Raw genomic sequence first — 16413 nt, 5'->3', positions numbered from 1 at the left:
AAGGTTGGAACACCGCGATTCAGAGCAACACCACGTCGTATTGTTCCTGGGAATACATGGTTTCCACCTGGAATCGAATGGTGCGTCCGATAAATCCTTCCAGCTCGGCAACGTTACCTGACTCTTCGTCGAGCAAGCGGTCGACAACTTTCTGGTTCGCCAATACACGATAGCCCTCCGCCTGATAGGCGCGAGCCTCGCGAAGAATTTCTCGAAAAATTTCGTAGCAGACCGTTTCCGGGGTCTTCAGCTTGCCACGCCCCTGACAGCTGCTGCACGGCTCGCACAGTACCTGTTCGAGACTCTCGCGGGTGCGCTTGCGGGTCATCTGCACCAGGCCCAACTCAGTGATGCCGATGATGTTGGTTTTGGCGTGATCGCGTTCCAGTTGTTTCTCAAGCGTGCGCAATACCTGGCGCTGGTGTTCTTCGTCTTCCATGTCGATGAAGTCGATGATGATGATCCCGCCCAGATTGCGCAGGCGCAGCTGACGGGCAATCGCGGTGGCGGCTTCGAGGTTGGTCTTGAAGATGGTTTCTTCAAGGTTGCGATGGCCGACGAAGGCCCCGGTGTTGACGTCGATGGTGCTCATGGCTTCCGCCGGATCGACCACCAGGTAACCGCCGGACTTGAGCGGGACTTTGCGCTCCAGGGCTTTCTGGATTTCGTCTTCCACGCCGTACAAGTCGAAAATGGGCCGCTCGCCTGGGTAGTGTTCAAGACGATCAGCGATTTCCGGCATCAGTTCGGCGACGAACTGCGTGGTTTTCTGAAAGGTTTCCCGGGAGTCGATGCGAATCTTCTCGATCTTCGGGCTCACCAGGTCACGCAAGGTCCGCAACGCCAGGCCGAGGTCTTCGTAGATCACACTCGGCGCACTGATGGTTTTGATCTGCTCGTTGATCTGATCCCAGAGCCTGCGCAAGTAGCGGATGTCCATGAGGATCTCATCGGCGCCCGCCCCTTCGGCGGCGGTGCGCAAAATGAAACCGCCAGCCTCCTTGATGCCTTCTTTGGCCACGCAATCGGTGACCACTTGCTTGAGGCGCTCGCGCTCGGCCTCGTCTTCGATCTTCAGCGAAATACCGACGTGGGCGGTACGCGGCATGTACACCAGATAGCGTGATGGAATCGACAACTGAGTCGTCAGGCGTGCGCCTTTGGAGCCGATCGGGTCCTTGGTGACCTGGACCACCAGGCTCTGGCCTTCATGGACCAGAGCGCTGATGCTCTCGACCACCGGGCCTTCACGCAGGGAGATTTCCGAGGCATGGATGAACGCGGCACGGTCCAGGCCGATGTCGACGAACGCTGCCTGCATGCCGGGTAGAACCCGCACAACCTTGCCTTTATAGATGTTGCCGACGATCCCGCGCTTTTGCGTACGCTCGACGTGGACCTCTTGCAGAACACCGTTTTCGACCACCGCCACGCGCGATTCCATCGGCGTGATGTTGATCAGAATCTCTTCACTCATGGCAGGGTCTCGTTCAGGCATGTTCACGATAGTGGCTGCATCTTGTCAGTACGACGCTTAGCGCGCGTTAAGTGTTTGCCAACAGGGTATGCCGAAATGGCCGAGCAGTTCCGCGGTTTCGCACAGCGGCAACCCGACCACCGCCGAGTAACTGCCATCGAGCCCGGCAACAAATACCGCACCCAGCCCCTGAATTCCGTAGCCACCCGCCTTGTCACGAGGCTCACCGCTGGCCCAGTAGGCTGCCGCTTCTTCGCGACTGATGTTGCGAAACCGCACCAGACTGCGCACCACCAGCGACTCGCAGCGCTCGGCGTCGAGTACGGCGATGGCGGTCAGCACCTCATGCTCACGACCGGCCAACAGCATAAGCATGGCGCACGCATCGGCTTCGTCCACCGGTTTGCCCAGAATTTTGCCGTCCAGCACCACGGCGGTGTCGGCACCCAGCACGCAAAAATCGACGTCGGAAACGACAGTTCCGCACCCGACTTCGGCCTTGCCGCGCGCCAGGCGCTCGACATAGGCCGACGGGGATTCTTGAGGCAAAGGGGTTTCATCGATGTCCGCGCTGATGGCGGAGAATGGCACGCCGATCTGCGTGAGCAGTTCACGCCGACGCGGCGAGCCTGAGGCGAGGTATAGCTTTTTCATCAAGACGTCTCCCTGTCCAGTGCCCTGTCTCACAAATACTGTTCCTTTTTGGCGGCGTCTGTTGTTGCCATACTGCGTTGCCGCTTCTCGCCATAGCGAGCTATGACTTGGCGCGGCGCCTTGTCTGGCAACAACAGCCACTCGCCAAAAAAGGAACGTATTTGCGAGACAGGGCACCGGCGCGGGCAAATGCCTGACCGAATTAATTGATTTTGTAGCGTCGACGCAGACCACGCAAACCGTAGCTGACCCAAGGCCAGAGCAACGCACTGACCAGTGCCGGCAGCACCAGCGCCAGGGTTGGCTGGCGATTGCCGGTCAAGGCGCTCAGCCACAGCTGAACCAGCTGTGCGAGGCCGAAGATCACCAGGATCACCAGGCTCTGTTGCCACATCGGGAACATGCGCAAGCGCTGTTGTAGTGACAACACCAGAAAAGTGATCAACGTCAGGATCAGCGCATTCTGGCCAAGCAACGTGCCGTAAAGCACGTCTTCAGCCAAGCCCAGGCACCATGCGGTGACCATGCCGACCTTTTGCGGCAGGGTCAGCGCCCAGAACGCGAGCAGCAACGCCAGCCACAGCGGGCGAAGGATTTCCATGAATTGCGGCAGGGGCGAGATACTGAGCAACAGGCCGATAGCGAACGTCAGCCAGACAATCCAGCTATTTCGGGAAGCTTTGACGCCGACCATTATTCTTCTCTCCCAGTAGAAGCCGGCGCGGGGACAGGCGGTTTGGCGGCAGGCTTCACGGCCGGTTTAGCGGCGGCAGGTTGCGGCGCGTGCGGTTTGGCGGCAGCGGGTTTGGCCGGGGTTGCCGCCGGTGCCGGTGCGGCCGGTGCAGCTGGCGGCGCGACAGGCGTGGCAGGCGCTGCGTTGGCGGCGGGCACCACCGTGGTCGCCGGCACTGGTTTGGGTACGGTGGCCGGAATGATCGGCCCGCCACCATGCTGGTCCAGTGCTTCCTGAGCCTGGGCCGCTTCGTTGGCACGCTCTTCGGCAGTACGGCCGTCGCTGAACACCAACAGCAAGTAGCGACTGCGGTTCAAGGCAGCGGTCGGCACGGCGCGAACAATGGCAAACGGCTGGCCGGAGTCGTGAATCACTTCCTTGACGGTCGCCACCGGGTAACCAGCCGGGAACCGCTGACCGAGGCCGGAGCTGACCAGCAGGTCGCCTTCCTTGATGTCTGCAGTATCGGCAACGTGACGCAGTTCCAGGCGCTCCGGGTTGCCGGTGCCGCTGGCAATCGCCCGAAGACCGTTGCGGTTCACCTGCACCGGAATGCTGTGGGTGGTGTCGGTCAGCAGTAATACACGGGAGGTGTAGGGCATCAATTCGACCACCTGCCCCATCAGGCCGCGGGCATCGAGCACCGGCTGACCGAGGATCACCCCGTCGCGCTCACCTTTATTGATGATGATGCGATGGGTGAAGGGGTTCGGGTCCATGCCGATCAACTCGGCCACTTCGACCTTTTCGTTGACCAGCGCGGAAGAATTGAGCAACTCGCGCAGCCGAACGTTCTGCTCGGTCAGGGAGGCAAGCTTTTGCATGCGCCCCTGCAACAGCAGATTTTCGCTTTTGAGTTTTTCGTTTTCGGCGACGAGCTCGGTACGGCTGCCAAATTGGCTGGCCACACCCTGCCATAGCCGCTGCGGCAGGTCGGTGATCCAGTAAGACTGCATCAGCACCAGCGACATTTGGCTACGCACTGGCTTGAGCAGTGTGAAGCGGGCATCGACCACCATCAGCGCGACCGATAGCACGACCAGCACCAATAAGCGCACGCCCAGTGAAGGCCCTTTGGTGAAAAGCGGTTTAATAAGCCGCTCCTCCCAGGCAAATGTTCTCTTTATTCATACGGCATCAAACCGGCCTGGATGCAGACTGACAGAAGATAAACGCCAACAGGCAGCACTGCAAAGTGCTGCCTGCGCGCCAACAGCATAGATGCAACCGGCGAGATCACTCGCTGGATAGCAGGTCCATGGTGTGTTTATCCATCATTTCCAATGCACGGCCACCGCCGCGAGCAACGCAGGTCAGCGGGTCTTCGGCGACGATCACCGGCAGACCTGTTTCCTGGGCCAGCAACTTGTCGAGGTCGCGCAGCAAGGCGCCACCACCGGTCAGAACCAGGCCACGCTCGGCGATATCGGACGCCAGCTCCGGAGGCGATTGCTCCAGTGCGCTTTTCACAGCCTGAACGATGGTGGCCAGGGACTCTTGCAGAGCTTCCAGCACTTCATTGGAGTTCAGGGTGAATGCGCGTGGAACGCCTTCGGCCAGGTTACGGCCACGAACGTCGACTTCGCGAACTTCGCCGCCCGGGTAGGCTGTACCGATTTCCTGTTTGATGCGCTCGGCGGTGGATTCGCCGATCAGGCTGCCGTAGTTGCGACGCACGTAGGTAATGATCGCTTCGTCGAAGCGGTCGCCGCCAACCCGTACGGACTCGGCGTAAACCACACCGTTCAGGGAGATCAGGGCGATTTCGGTAGTACCACCACCGATATCGACCACCATCGAACCGCGTGCTTCTTCAACCGGCAGGCCGGCACCAATCGCAGCAGCCATTGGCTCTTCGATCAGGAACACTTCACGAGCACCGGCACCAAGGGCCGATTCACGGATGGCACGACGCTCAACTTGAGTCGATTTGCACGGAACGCAGATCAGCACACGAGGGCTAGGCTGCAGGAAGCTGTTTTCGTGAACCTTGTTGATAAAGTATTGCAGCATCTTTTCGCAGACGCTGAAGTCGGCAATCACGCCGTCCTTCATCGGACGAATGGCAGCAATGTTGCCCGGCGTTCGGCCGAGCATGCGCTTCGCCTCGGTGCCGACAGCAACGACACTTTTCTGGTTACCGTGTGTCCGAATAGCCACAACCGATGGCTCATTCAGGACGATACCGCGCTCGCGCACGTAAATAAGGGTGTTGGCAGTGCCCAGGTCAATGGAGAGATCGCTGGAAAACATGCCACGCAGTTTCTTGAACATGGGAAAGGGACCCTAGGCAACGCGTGGGTAAAAAAGTGCGGCAAACTCTAACAACGACAGGGATTTTGGGCAAGGCGCCAATATGTTAAATTGACCGCTTTTCTGTGCACCAACCCCCACAATCGCGGCCTTATGACCGTAGAAATGCGGTAGTGTTCCGACAATCTAACACACGGACGCCGTCCGTTCTGTTTTCCACTGGAGAATCGCAATGGCGCTTGAACGCTCCGACGTGGAAAAAATCGCTCATTTGGCCTGCCTGGGCCTCAATGATGCCGATCTTCCACAAATCACCTCGGCCCTGAATAGCATTCTGGGTCTGGTCGACGAAATGCAGGCGGTCAATACCGACGGTATCGAGCCGCTGGCCCACCCACTGGAAGCCAGCCAGCGCCTGCGCGCAGACGTCGTGACCGAGACCAATCATCGCGAGGCCTATCAGTCCATCGCACCAGCGGTCGAAAACGGCCTGTACCTGGTTCCGAAAGTCATCGACTAAAGGGAAAGAGCCTGCAATGCATCAATTGACTCTGGCCGAGATCGCCCGCGGACTCGCCGATAAAAAGTTTTCTTCCGAAGAGCTGACCAAAACCCTGCTGGCGCGTATCGCCCTGCTCGATCCTCAGCTCAACAGTTTCATCAGCCTCACCGAAGACCTGGCGCTCCAGCAGGCGAAAGCCGCTGACGCACGCCGGGCCAATGGTGAGAGCGGCGCCCTGCTCGGCGCGCCGATTGCGCACAAAGACCTGTTCTGCACCCAGGGCATCCGCACCAGCTGCGGCTCTAAAATGCTCGACAACTTTAAAGCACCGTACGATGCCACCGTAGTCGCCAAACTGGCCGCTGCCGGGACCGTGACCCTGGGCAAGACCAACATGGACGAATTCGCCATGGGTTCGGCCAACGAGTCGAGCTACTACGGCGCGGTGAAAAACCCGTGGAACCTGGAACACGTTCCGGGTGGTTCATCCGGCGGTTCAGCGGCTGCAGTTGCCGCGCGCCTGCTGCCTGCGGCCACGGGCACCGATACCGGCGGCTCGATCCGTCAGCCAGCGGCCCTGACCAACCTCACCGGCCTGAAACCGACGTACGGTCGTGTTTCGCGCTGGGGCATGATTGCCTACGCGTCCAGCCTCGATCAGGGCGGCCCGATGGCACGCACCGCCGAAGACTGCGCGATTTTGTTGCAAGGTATGGCCGGCTTCGATCCGAACGACTCCACCAGCATCGATGAACCCGTGCCGGACTACAGCGCCAACCTCAACGGTTCGCTGCAAGGCCTGCGCATCGGCGTGCCGAAAGAGTATTTCAGCGCCGGTCTCGACCCGCGCATCGCCGAGCTGATCCACAACAGTGTCAAGGAGCTGGAAAAGCTCGGCGCCGTGATCAAGGAAATCAGCCTGCCGAACATGCAGCACGCGATTCCTGCGTATTACGTGATCGCGCCGGCAGAAGCCTCTTCCAACCTGTCGCGTTTCGACGGCGTGCGTTTCGGCCACCGCTGCGCAGACCCGAAAGACCTGATCGACCTGTACAAGCGCTCCCGTGGCGAAGGTTTCGGCCCGGAAGTACAGCGCCGGATCATGGTCGGTGCCTACGCGCTGTCGGCCGGTTACTACGACGCCTACTACCTGAAGGCCCAGAAGATTCGCCGCTTGATCAAGAACGACTTCATGGCAGCCTTTAATGAGGTCGACATCATCCTCGGCCCAACCACGCCGAACCCGGCCTGGAAGCTTGGCGCCAAGAACAGCGACCCGGTCGCTGCTTACCTGGAAGACGTCTACACCATCACCGCCAACCTCGCTGGCCTGCCGGGCTTGTCCATGCCTGCCGGTTTCGTCGATGGCCTGCCGGTGGGCGTGCAACTGCTCGCGCCGTATTTCCAGGAAGGTCGCCTGTTGAACGTTGCCCACCAGTATCAGCTCAACACTGACTGGCACACCCGCACCCCAACCGGCTTCTGAGGAGACACACATGCAATGGGAAGTCGTGATCGGGCTGGAGATTCATACCCAGCTCACCACCCGGTCGAAAATCTTTTCCGGTAGTTCCACCACCTTCGGTTCCGAGCCGAACACCCAGGCCAGCCTTGTAGACCTGGGCATGCCCGGCGTGCTGCCGGTGTTGAACCAGGAAGCGGTGCGCATGGCGGTGATGTTCGGTCTGGCGATTGACGCCGAGATCGGTCAGCACAACGTGTTCGCCCGTAAAAACTATTTCTACCCGGACTTGCCGAAGGGCTACCAGATCAGCCAGATGGAACTGCCGATCGTCGGCAAAGGCCACCTGGACATCGCCATGGAAGACGGCACGATCAAACGTGTCGGCGTGACACGTGCCCACCTGGAAGAAGACGCCGGTAAAAGCCTGCACGAAGAGTTCAACGGCGCCACCGGCATCGACCTGAACCGTGCCGGCACGCCGCTGCTGGAAATCGTTTCCGAGCCGGACATGCGCAGCGCCAAGGAGGCCGTGGCATACGTCAAGACCATCCACGCGCTGGTACGTTACCTGGGCATCTGCGACGGCAACATGGCCGAAGGCTCGCTGCGCTGCGACTGCAACGTGTCGATCCGTCCGAAAGGTCAGGTTGAGTTCGGTACTCGCTGCGAGATCAAAAACGTCAACTCGTTCCGTTTCATCGAGAAGGCGATCAACAGCGAAGTGCAGCGCCAGATCGAGCTGATCGAAGACGGCGGCAAGGTGATCCAGCAAACGCGCCTGTACGACCCGAACAAGGACGAAACGCGTCCGATGCGCAGCAAAGAGGAAGCCAACGACTACCGTTACTTCCCCGATCCGGACCTGCTGCCAGTGGTCATCGAAGACTCGTTCCTCGACGACGTGCGGGCCACCCTGCCGGAACTGCCACCGCAAAAACGCGAGCGTTTCCAGGAGCAATTCGGTCTGTCGGTCTACGACGCCAGCGTGCTGGCCACCAGCCGCGAACAAGCCGATTACTTCGAGAAAGTCGCGAGCATCGGCGGCGACGCCAAGCTGGCGGCGAACTGGGTGATGGTCGAGTTGGGCAGCCTGCTCAACAAGCAAGGCCTGGATATCGAAGACTCGCCGGTGTCCGCAGAGCTTCTGGGCGGCATGCTGCTGCGCATCAAGGACAACACCATCTCCGGCAAGATTGCCAAGGTGGTGTTTGAAGCCATGGCGAACGGCGAAGGCAGCGCGGACGAGATCATCGACAAGCGCGGCCTCAAGCAAGTGACCGACACTGGCGCGATCTCGGCGGTGCTGGACGAAATGCTCGCCGCCAATGCCGAACAGGTTGAACAGTACCGCGCGGCAGACGAAGCCAAACGCGGCAAGATGTTCGGCTTCTTCGTCGGCCAGGCCATGAAAGCCTCCAAAGGCAAGGCCAACCCGCAACAGGTCAACGAATTGCTCAAAAGCAAGCTCGAAGGCTGATGACAATGGAGCCAGTTTCAAAGCCTGGCTCAAATCCCTGTGGGAGCGGGCTTGCTCCGGGCGGCGTTCCGACGATAGCGGTCCGGCACTCAACACCATGTTGACTGTCAGAATGCCAATCGCGAGCAAGCTCGCTCCCACATTTGTTTCGGGAAACCTTTAAATGAAGCGTCTACTCGGCGCCTGCGCCCTGCTCTCTCTGCTGGCCGGTTGCGCCAGCAACGATATCGTCGATCCACACGGCTACGACAAGACCGGCACGGCGTCCTTTTACGGCGCCAAACACCAAGGTAAACGCACCGCCAGTGGCGAGCGTTTCGACAAGAATTCCATGACCGCCGCCCATCGCCAGCTACCCTTTGGCACGCGGGTGAAAGTCACCAATCTGAACAACGACAAGTCCTGCGTGGTCCGCATTAACGACCGCGGGCCACATACCCGTGGACGTCTGATCGACCTGTCCCATGCAGCCGCGGAGCGCTTGGGCATGGTCAAGAGCGGCACCGCCAAGGTTCGCGTGCAAGCCCTCGACGACTGACAGACGGAGCACCCACCATTTTCGGACTTGCCGATATACCCCTGATCAGTGTGATTGAACTGCTCAGTGGCCTGCTTTTACTGATCGCAGGCGCCGAACTGATGGTGCGTGCCGCCGTGCGCCTGGCGGCGCGGTTGCACGTGCGGCCGCTGATTATCGGCCTGACCATCGTCGCCCTTGGCAGCAGTGCGCCGCAGATGGCGATCAGCCTGCAAGCCACCCTGGCGGACAATGCCGACATCGCCGTCGGCAGCGTGATCGGCAGCAGCATCTTCAACATCCTCGTCACCCTCGGGCTTTCGGCACTGATCATTCCGCTGCGTGTCTCGCGGCAACTGGTGCGCCTGGATATTCCGTTGATGATCGGCGCCAGCCTGCTGGTGTTTGTCCTGGCGTGGAATGAAGAACTGACCCGAACCGATGGCGTGATACTGCTGGCAGCATTGGCCCTGTATCTGGGCCTGTTGCTACGCCAGTCCCGGCACTCGGCCCGTCCACCATCGAGCGACCCGCACAGTCACACCGCGCCCTGGATCAGCAGCCTGTTGATGATCGTCGCCGGGCTGGCGATGTTGATCTACGCCGGGCACTTGCTGCTGGGGGCGGCGGTTGTCGTGGCGACCGACCTTGGCCTGTCGGAACGAATCATCGGCCTGACCATCGTCGCCATCAGCACATCCCTGCCGGAGTTGGCCACCTCATTGATCGCCGCCCTGCGCGGTCAGCGGGACATTGCCGTGGGCAACGTGATCGGCAGCAACTTGTTCAACCTTCTGGGTGTGCTAGGCGTGACAGCGCTGTTCGCGCCGTCGCCGTTGTCGGTGTCACCCAATGCCCTGGATTTCGACTTGCCGGTGATGCTCGGCGTTGCGGTGTTCTGTCTGCCGTTGTTCTACACCGGCTATCGGGTAACCCGGGCCGAAGGTTTGTTGTGCCTGGCTTTGTACCTGGCTTACGGGCTGCACGTGGTGTCATTCACCACCGGCATGCCACTGGCCGGCAAGCTTGAACACCTGATGCTGTTTTTCGTTCTGCCGGCGCTCGTGGCGTTTCTGCTGTTCTCGTCGCTGCGCGCCTGGCATCGCCAACACCACAAGAGGGATGTGTCATGACCGATAATAAAAAATCTGGCGTTGAAGTCCGCCGCCAAGTGATGGGCGACGCCTTCGTCGACCGCGCACTGGGCAATGCCACCGAGTTCACCCAGCCGCTGCAGGATTTCGTCAATGAACACGCCTGGGGCGGTGTGTGGAATCGCGAAGGCCTGCCGCTGAAAACCCGCAGCCTGATCACCCTTGCCGCCCTGACTGCACTGAAGTGTCCGCAAGAATTGAAAGGCCACGTACGCGGCGCCCTGAACAACGGCTGCACCGTGGAAGAGATTCGTGAAACGTTGCTGCATTGCGCGGTGTACGCCGGCGCGCCCGCGGCGATTGATGCGTTTCGGGCGGCGCAGGAAGTGATTGAGAGCTATCAGAAGCCGGAGTAAATCTTCGGTATTTGCGGCGGCAGGACTACCGCCATCGCGGGCAAGCCCGCTCCCACAGTTTGGAATGCATTCCCCTGTGGGAGCGGGCTTGCCCGCGATGAGGCCCTATAAAACACTACAAATCCCTGGGCTAAATCCACTCGCCCCACTGCAATAAAAAGATCCCGATATTGGTCGTGATTGCCGCCATCAACGTGGTAATCACAATAATCGCCGCCGCCAGTTCATGATTGCCCTCGGCCTGGCGAGCCATGACAAAACTGGCGGCCGCGGTCGGGCTGCCGAAGTACAAAAACAGAATCCCCAACTCCGCCCCACGAAAGCCCCAGAGCCAGGCCCCAAGGGTCGCCAGCACCGGCAGGCCGATCATCTTCACCAGGCTGGAGCTGAGCGCAATGTTGCCGCTCTTGCGCAACGCAGCCAGCGACAACGTGCCGCCAATACAGATCAACGCCAGTGGCAACGTGGTCTGCGCCAGATACTGCCCGGATGTCTCGAGCCAACCTGGCAAGGCGATCTTGAAATAGGCAAACGGCGCCGCCGCAAACACACTCATGATAAGCGGATTGACCATGACGCTTTTGCAGATGCTCCACGGATCGGACTTGATCACCGGGCTGTAGACTGCCAGCACAATGGTCGAGAGCGTGTTGTAAAACAGGATCACCAGCGCCGCGAGAATCGCCCCGAGGGAAATCCCGTAAGCGCCGTACATGCTCGCCGCCAGTGCCAGGCCGATTACCCCGTTGTTGCCGCGAAAGGCGCCCTGGGTGTAAATCCCCCGGTCTTCACGCGGGCACTTCCAGATCGCCCAGCCCCAGGCAATGGCGAAACTTGCCAGGGTCGCAATCGAAAAGTAGATCAGCAGCGCCGGTTGCAACGCGGCGTTCAGGTCGGCATGCAGGATGCCCAGAAACAACAACGCCGGCATGGTGACGTTGAACACCAGGGCCGACGCGGTGTGGATGAAGTTGTCGTTGATCCAGTTGATGCGCTTGAGCAACACCCCCAAAAACAGCATGGCAAACACCGGCGCGGTGATGTTCAGGGTTTCGAGGAAGATTGCCAGCATGCCGGGGATAACCTTGGGTGAGCGTCGTTAGGGGGCTAATGATAAGCCACCCAGAGCATCGGCGTCTGGTAGACCGCTATCGCGGGCAAGCCGTGCTCCCACAGGTCGGCGTCGTACGCAATGGCGTGAACGACATAAAACCGTAGGAGCAAGGCTTGCCCGCGATGCAGGCGACTCGGTCTCAGGTGATTGGCGCCGGGTTAAACAACGTGATGTCGTTATGCAGCTTGTGCTGCTCGGCCCACGTCTGTTTTTTGCCGCTGGCCACGTCCAGGTAGTAGTGGAACAACTCCCAGCCAAGCTCTTCGATCGATGCCCGCCCGGTGGCAATCCGCCCGGCATCGATGTCGATCAGGTCCGGCCAGCGTTGCGCCAGTTCCGTGCGGGTCGAGACCTTCACCACCGGTGCCATCGCCAAGCCATACGGCGTGCCACGCCCAGTGGTGAACACATGCAAGTTCATCCCCGCTGCCAACTGCAACGTCCCGCAGACAAAGTCACTGGCCGGGGTCGCGCAGAAGATCAGCCCTTTGCGTTTGAAGCGCTCGCCAGGGCCAAGCACCCCGTTGATCGCACTGCTGCCGGACTTGACGATCGAGCCCAGGGACTTCTCGACAATGTTCGACAACCCACCTTTTTTGTTACCCGGTGTGGTGTTGGCGCTGCGATCCGCTTCGCCCTTGGCCAGGTAGCGGTCGTACCAATCCATTTCCCGCACCAGTTCCTGGGCAACTTCCTCGGTTTCGGCACGGGAGGTCAGCAAGTAAATCGCATCGCGCACTTCAGTGACTTCGGAAAACATCACCGTCGCACCGGCACGCAGCAACAGGTCCGAGGCATACCCCAAGGCCGGGTTGGCGGTGATGCCGGAAAACGCATCGCTGCCACCGCACTGCATGCCCAGAATCAGCTCGGACGCCGGCACGGTTTCCCGGCGACGCTGATCGAGCTTTTTCAAACGGGTTTCGGCCAGCGCCATGATCTGCTCGATCATCTCGGTAAAACCGTGACTCGAGTCCTGCAAGCGATACAACCACGGCTCACTCAAATCCACGGAACTGTCGTTGTCGTGCATGACCTGTCCGGCCTGCAATTTCTCGCAGCCCAGGCTGATCACCAAGGCTTCGCCACCCAGGTTCGGGTTGCGCGCCAGGTTGCGCACGGTGCGGATCGGGATGTACGCGTCCGCCGCCGTAATCGCCACACCACAGCCATAACTGTGGGTCAGCGCCACCACGTCATCGACGTTCGGGTACTTGGGCAGCAACTCGTCCTTGATGCGCTTGACCGCATGGTCCAGCACGCCCGTGACGCACTGAACAGTCGTGGTGATACCAAGAATGTTGCGCGTGCCGACGGTGCCGTCGGCGTTGCGATAACCCTCGAACGTGAAGCCTTCCAGCGGTGCCTGCGCAGCGGGCACTTCGGTGGACAGCGGCAAGCTGTCCAGCGGTGGCGCGGTGGGCATGCGCAGTTGATCTTCCTTGACCCAGCTGCCGCGCGGAATCGGCTGCAACGCGTAGCCAATGGTCTGGCCGTAACGAATCACCTGCCCGCCTTCTGGAATATCTTCCAGCGTGACTTTGTGGCTCTGTGGCACGAAGTCCACGGTCACCAGGCCATCGGAAAACTCGGTGCCGGCTGGCACGCCCTGGTCATTGACCACGATCACTACGTTGTCCCGCTCGTGCAGGCGGATGTAGCGCGGCGAGTCGGAATGTTCAATCAACTGCATGACGCCGCTCCTCAGGAATGCGCTTGTGACAATTTGTTATTTGTTTCAGGACCGCTGACTGGCGGCTCTTTGAGCACCACACGCTTGATCGGACCCACGATCACCAGGTAGCTGAACACCGCAACCAGTGCGTTGCAACCGACAAACACCAACGCCCATTTGAACGAGCCGGTGGAGCTGATGATGTAGCCGATCACGATTGGGGTGGTGATCGACGCGATGTTGCCGAACATGTTGAACAGGCCGCCACTCAAACCGGCGATCTGTTTTGGCGAAGTGTCGGACACCACCGCCCAGCCCAGTGCGCCCACGCCTTTGCCGAAGAATGCCAGCGCCATGAAGCCCACGACCATCCATTCGATGTCGACATAGTTGCAAGCCACGATGCTGCTAGACACCAGCAGACCCGCGATGATCGGCGCCTTGCGGGCGAAGGTCAGTGAGTGGCCTTTGCGCAGCAGGTAGTCGGAAATCACACCGCCCAACACACCACCGATAAAACCGCAAATGGCCGGCAACGAGGCAATGAAACCAGCCTTGAGGATGGTCATGCCGCGTTCCTGCACCAGGTACACCGGAAACCAGGTCAGGAAGAAGTAGGTGATGGCGTTGATGCAGTACTGGCTCAAATACACGCCGAGCATCATGCGGTTGGTCAGCAACTGACGCACGTAATCCCATTTCGGGCCTTCAACACGCTTGCCGGCTTCCTGGCCTTTGGTTTTGTCCTGGTCCATGTCGACCATGCCGCCATTGTCAGCAATGTGCTTGAACTCGGCGTCATTGATCATCGGGTGCTGGCGCGGGCTGTGGATGACTTTCAGCCAGATCAGCGAGAACACGATGCCGATGCCGCCCATCACCACAAACACGTGCTGCCAGCCAAACGTGAAGACGATCCAGCCCATCAGCGGAGCAAACAACACGGTGGCAAAGTATTGCGCCGAGTTGAAGATCGCCGAAGCCGTGCCACGTTCAGCGGTCGGGAACCAGGCCGCGACAATGCGTGCGTTACCCGGGAAGGATGGCGCTTCGGCCAGGCCCACCAGGAAGCGCAGCATGAACAGCGCAACCACCGCCGTGGACATGCCGAACTCACCGACATAGCCCTGCAACACGGTGAACAGCGACCAGGTGAAGATGCTGAGCGCGTAGATTTTTTTCGAGCCGAAACGGTCCAGCAACCAGCCACCGGGAATTTGCCCGGCCACGTAGGCCCAACCGAATGCAGAGAAGATATAACCGAGGGTGACCGCGTCAATGCCGAGGTCTTTTTGCAGGCTGGAGCCCGCGATGGCGATAGTGGCCCGGTCGGCATAGTTGATCGTGGTCACCAGGAAAAGCATGAGCAAAATCAAATAGCGGACGTGAGTCGGCTTGGTCGCTTGCATGTAGATGTACTCCCACTGATTATTTTTATGCGCGGGTGAAACTGTTTATCTCGTAGAGCTGTCGAGCGAAACGAGGCTGCGATCTTTTGATCTTTAAAAGCAAAGATCGCAGCCTCGTTTCACTCGACAGCTCCTACAGGGAGTGCGGTATCCGGGGATACCGCGATGTGTCAGGAGCCGATGTAGCTAGTCTTCACGACCGTGTAGAACTCTTGCGCGTAGCGACCTTGCTCGCGAGATCCATAGGATGAACCTTTACGCCCACCGAATGGAACGTGGTAATCCACGCCAGCGGTCGGCAGGTTGACCATCACCATCCCGGCCTGGGAGTGGCGCTTGAAGTGGTTGGCGTACTTCAACGACGTGGTGGCGATGCCCGCCGACAGACCGAACTCGGTGTCGTTGGCCATGGCCAGTGCCGCTTCGTAATCCGCGACGCGAACCACGTTGGCCACCGGGCCGAAGATCTCTTCGCGGCTGATGCGCATCGCGGCTTCGCTGTCGGCAAACAGGGTTGGCGCGAGGAAGTAGCCTTCGGTGTCGCAGGTCACCAGACCACCGCCGCTGACCAGACGCGCACCTTCGGACTGGCCGATGTCGATGTACTTCATGTCCTGTTCAAGCTGCGCTTGCGAAACGACCGGGCCAATGTCGGTGCCGGCTTTCAACGCGTGGCCGACCTTGATCGACTTCATGCGTTCGGCCACGGCTTCGACGAACTTGTCGTGGATGCCGGCGGTGACGATGAAACGGCTCGAAGCAGTGCAACGCTGGCCGGTGGAGTAGAACGCGCTCTGCACCGACAGCTCGACCGCTTGCTTGAGGTCGGCGTCGTCGAGAATGATCTGCGGGTTCTTGCCACCCATTTCCAGCTGAACCTTGGCCTGACGCGACACACAGCTGATCGCGATCTGACGACCGACACCGACGGAACCGGTGAAGCTGATGCCGTCGACTTTCGGGCTCTGCACCATCGCATCGCCAACCACACGACCACTGCCCATCACCAGGTTGAACACACCGGCCGGGAAGCCTGCGCGGGAGATGATTTCGGCCAGGGCCCAGGCGCAACCCGGCACCAGATCGGCCGGCTTGAGCACCACGCAGTTGCCGTAGGCCAGGGCCGGGGCGATTTTCCATGCCGGGATAGCGATCGGGAAGTTCCACGGCGTGATCAGGCCAACCACGCCGAGCGCTTCGCGGGTCACTTCAACGTTCACACCCGGGCGTACCGACGGCAGGTAGTCGCCGGACAGACGCAGGCATTCACCGGCGAAAAACTTGAAAATATTACCGGCGCGGGTCACTTCACCAATGGCTTCAGGCAGGGTCTTGCCCTCCTCCCGAGCCAGCAAGTTGCCGAGTTCTTCACGACGGGCGAGGATTTCAGTACCTACTTTATCCAGCGAATCGTGACGTGCCTGGATGCCCGAAACGGACCAGGCCGGGAACGCAGCGCGAGCGGCGTCGATCGCGGCGTGAACCTGAGCCAGATCGGCCTTGGCGTAATTGCCAATGGTGTCGGTCAGTTCAGACGGGTTGATATTGGCGCAGTACTCACTGCCCGCTACCCACTCACCATTGATGTAGTTATCAAAACGCTTTGCATCTGCCACGAGATGTTCTC

General features: G+C 60.0%; 15 protein-coding genes. 6 read left to right on the top strand and 9 right to left on the bottom strand.

All coding sequences use genetic code 11. The features are described from left to right. Window positions 1-19 precede the first annotated feature (19 nt). The 5 genes from rng to mreB form a co-directional block, all read right to left on the bottom strand. On the bottom strand, window positions 20-1477 hold the full coding sequence (gene rng / locus AB4N76_RS18630) for a ribonuclease G (protein WP_046026834.1): 1458 nt from the start codon (window positions 1475-1477) through the stop codon (window positions 20-22). Window positions 1478-1534: 57 nt separating this feature from the next. Beyond that, complete coding sequence (locus AB4N76_RS18625) at window positions 1535-2131, bottom strand: Maf family protein (RefSeq protein ID WP_460163368.1); 597 nt, start codon at window positions 2129-2131, stop codon at window positions 1535-1537. Window positions 2132-2333: 202 nt separating this feature from the next. After that, window positions 2334-2825 (bottom strand): rod shape-determining protein MreD, encoded by a 492-nt coding sequence (gene mreD, locus AB4N76_RS18620; RefSeq protein ID WP_046026836.1) that lies wholly within the window; start codon window positions 2823-2825, stop codon window positions 2334-2336. Next, entirely contained in the window at window positions 2825-3922 is a 1098-nt protein-coding gene (gene mreC, locus AB4N76_RS18615) for a rod shape-determining protein MreC (protein ID WP_046026837.1), read from the bottom strand. The genes mreD and mreC overlap by 1 nt, the downstream gene beginning before the upstream one ends. Window positions 3923-4100: 178 nt before the next feature. Next, window positions 4101-5138 carry a rod shape-determining protein MreB gene (gene mreB / locus AB4N76_RS18610; protein WP_002555108.1) on the bottom strand — a complete coding sequence of 346 codons (1038 nt, stop codon included), beginning with the start codon at window positions 5136-5138 and terminating at the stop codon, window positions 4101-4103. 211 nt (window positions 5139-5349) lie between these two features. On the opposite strand from mreB, the gene gatC reads away from it, so the two are divergent. From gatC to AB4N76_RS18580, 6 genes are all read left to right on the top strand, one after another. Further along, on the top strand, window positions 5350-5637 hold the full coding sequence (gene gatC / locus AB4N76_RS18605; protein WP_046026838.1) for an Asp-tRNA(Asn)/Glu-tRNA(Gln) amidotransferase subunit GatC: 288 nt from the start codon (window positions 5350-5352) through the stop codon (window positions 5635-5637). 16 nt (window positions 5638-5653) lie between these two features. After that, window positions 5654-7105, top strand: a complete 1452-nt coding sequence (gene gatA / locus AB4N76_RS18600; protein ID WP_460163367.1) for an Asp-tRNA(Asn)/Glu-tRNA(Gln) amidotransferase subunit GatA — start codon at window positions 5654-5656, stop codon at window positions 7103-7105. 10 nt (window positions 7106-7115) lie between these two features. Then, the gene (gene gatB, locus AB4N76_RS18595) at window positions 7116-8561 is read left to right on the top strand and encodes an Asp-tRNA(Asn)/Glu-tRNA(Gln) amidotransferase subunit GatB (RefSeq protein WP_046026840.1); all 1446 of its coding nucleotides are present in this window, start codon (window positions 7116-7118) and stop codon (window positions 8559-8561) included. 163 nt (window positions 8562-8724) lie between these two features. Beyond that, window positions 8725-9099 (top strand): septal ring lytic transglycosylase RlpA family protein, encoded by a 375-nt coding sequence (locus tag AB4N76_RS18590; protein ID WP_046026841.1) that lies wholly within the window; start codon window positions 8725-8727, stop codon window positions 9097-9099. A gap of 50 nt (window positions 9100-9149) precedes the next feature. Next, window positions 9150-10211 carry a calcium/sodium antiporter gene (locus AB4N76_RS18585; protein ID WP_077430877.1) on the top strand — a complete coding sequence of 354 codons (1062 nt, stop codon included), beginning with the start codon at window positions 9150-9152 and terminating at the stop codon, window positions 10209-10211. Next, window positions 10208-10588 (top strand): carboxymuconolactone decarboxylase family protein, encoded by a 381-nt coding sequence (locus AB4N76_RS18580; RefSeq protein ID WP_046026843.1) that lies wholly within the window; start codon window positions 10208-10210, stop codon window positions 10586-10588. The genes AB4N76_RS18585 and AB4N76_RS18580 overlap by 4 nt, the downstream gene beginning before the upstream one ends. Before the next feature lie 130 nt (window positions 10589-10718). Here the strand turns inward: AB4N76_RS18580 and AB4N76_RS18575 are convergent, their stop codons facing one another. From AB4N76_RS18575 to AB4N76_RS18560, 4 genes are all read right to left on the bottom strand, one after another. Beyond that, entirely contained in the window at window positions 10719-11660 is a 942-nt protein-coding gene (locus AB4N76_RS18575; RefSeq protein ID WP_109787857.1) for an AEC family transporter, read from the bottom strand. A 181-nt stretch (window positions 11661-11841) separates the two neighbouring features. Then, on the bottom strand, window positions 11842-13395 hold the full coding sequence (gene garD, locus AB4N76_RS18570) for a galactarate dehydratase (protein ID WP_046026845.1): 1554 nt from the start codon (window positions 13393-13395) through the stop codon (window positions 11842-11844). A gap of 11 nt (window positions 13396-13406) precedes the next feature. Beyond that, window positions 13407-14786 carry an MFS transporter gene (locus AB4N76_RS18565; protein ID WP_460163366.1) on the bottom strand — a complete coding sequence of 460 codons (1380 nt, stop codon included), beginning with the start codon at window positions 14784-14786 and terminating at the stop codon, window positions 13407-13409. Window positions 14787-14956: 170 nt separating this feature from the next. Beyond that, on the bottom strand, window positions 14957-16402 hold the full coding sequence (locus AB4N76_RS18560; protein WP_046026847.1) for an aldehyde dehydrogenase family protein: 1446 nt from the start codon (window positions 16400-16402) through the stop codon (window positions 14957-14959). Window positions 16403-16413: the final 11 nt, after the last annotated feature.

The organism is Pseudomonas sp. S2_F03, assembly GCF_054668335.1.
Note: the sequence above shows the minus strand (reverse complement) of the source record. Positions and strands in the feature narration are given on the sequence as shown.

Bases quoted from the DNA above. Each gene is read 5' to 3' on its own strand.
- rng (WP_046026834.1), bottom strand. From the start codon at position 1,477: ATGAGTGAAGAGATTCTGATCAACATCACGCCGATGGAATCGCGCGTG.
- AB4N76_RS18625 (WP_460163368.1), bottom strand. From the start codon at position 2,131: ATGAAAAAGCTATACCTCGCCTCAGGCTCGCCGCGTCGGCGTGAACTG.
- mreD (WP_046026836.1), bottom strand. From the start codon at position 2,825: ATGGTCGGCGTCAAAGCTTCCCGAAATAGCTGGATTGTCTGGCTGACG.
- mreB (WP_002555108.1), bottom strand. From the start codon at position 5,138: ATGTTCAAGAAACTGCGTGGCATGTTTTCCAGCGATCTCTCCATTGAC.
- gatC (WP_046026838.1), top strand. From the start codon at position 5,350: ATGGCGCTTGAACGCTCCGACGTGGAAAAAATCGCTCATTTGGCCTGC.
- gatA (WP_460163367.1), top strand. From the start codon at position 5,654: ATGCATCAATTGACTCTGGCCGAGATCGCCCGCGGACTCGCCGATAAA.
- gatB (WP_046026840.1), top strand. From the start codon at position 7,116: ATGCAATGGGAAGTCGTGATCGGGCTGGAGATTCATACCCAGCTCACC.
- AB4N76_RS18590 (WP_046026841.1), top strand. From the start codon at position 8,725: ATGAAGCGTCTACTCGGCGCCTGCGCCCTGCTCTCTCTGCTGGCCGGT.
- AB4N76_RS18580 (WP_046026843.1), top strand. From the start codon at position 10,208: ATGACCGATAATAAAAAATCTGGCGTTGAAGTCCGCCGCCAAGTGATG.
- AB4N76_RS18575 (WP_109787857.1), bottom strand. From the start codon at position 11,660: ATGCTGGCAATCTTCCTCGAAACCCTGAACATCACCGCGCCGGTGTTT.
- garD (WP_046026845.1), bottom strand. From the start codon at position 13,395: ATGCAGTTGATTGAACATTCCGACTCGCCGCGCTACATCCGCCTGCAC.
- AB4N76_RS18565 (WP_460163366.1), bottom strand. From the start codon at position 14,786: ATGCAAGCGACCAAGCCGACTCACGTCCGCTATTTGATTTTGCTCATG.